The following is a 707-nucleotide window of genomic DNA, read 5'->3' on the forward strand; positions in this document are numbered from 1 at the left end:
TCGTAGCCGAGCACGGCCATGCAGATCGCATGGGTGGCGCCGAGGTAGCCCGTGCCCAGGACGGTGATCCGCGGTCGCGTGGTGGTGGTCATCATCGTTCTCCTTGGAAGGGTCGTCCCGATCACGTGCACGGGATGTTGCTGAGTCCCTCGGCCGCGTTGACGAAGGTGTTGTCGCACCTGACGACGTTGGACTCCTCGGGCCACGAGGCGATCGCGAAGTCCGAGCTGCCGACGTCGAGGGAGTTGGCGGCGAAGACGTTGAAGTCGCCCCAACCGTCGAGGATCTGGTGGGTCTGCATGCCGTTCTTCTCGGCGTTCGTCCCGGTGTTGCCCTGGATCAGGTAGTTGTTGCCCTTGACGTCCACCCAGCTGTCGGCGCCCGTCATGCCCGCACCGTCGAAGGTGTTGCCGAGGACCGCGCCGCCCGTCGTCCCCTCCTTGACGTCGATCGACTCCGAGGAGGTGCCCGAGATGGTGTTGCCCATCACGACGTTGCGGTCGCTGCGGTCGGCGTCGCAGTCGGTGTAGGTGCACCAGTTGCTCACCGCTGAGCCGATGTAGACGCCTTCGCCGTACTTGTCCCTGCGGTTGCCGGTGTCGCTGATGGTGTTGCCGAGGACGACGTTGTCGGTGCTGTTGGACCGCAGGTGCACGGCCTCGTCGCCGGTGCCGCTCACGGTCAGGCCCTGGATGACGCTGCCTACC

At 65.8% G+C, this 707-nt stretch carries 1 protein-coding gene; it reads right to left on the minus strand.

The features are described from left to right. Positions 1–121 precede the first annotated feature (121 nt). Positions 122–707 (minus strand): hypothetical protein (locus tag INT12_RS30730; protein ID WP_226926404.1); only part of this gene is annotated, 586 nt, incomplete at its 5' end.

Source organism: Pseudomonas sp. K8 (assembly GCF_014889455.1).
In the GTDB taxonomy this organism is placed as follows: Bacteria; Pseudomonadota; Gammaproteobacteria; order Pseudomonadales; family Pseudomonadaceae; genus Aquipseudomonas; species Aquipseudomonas veronii.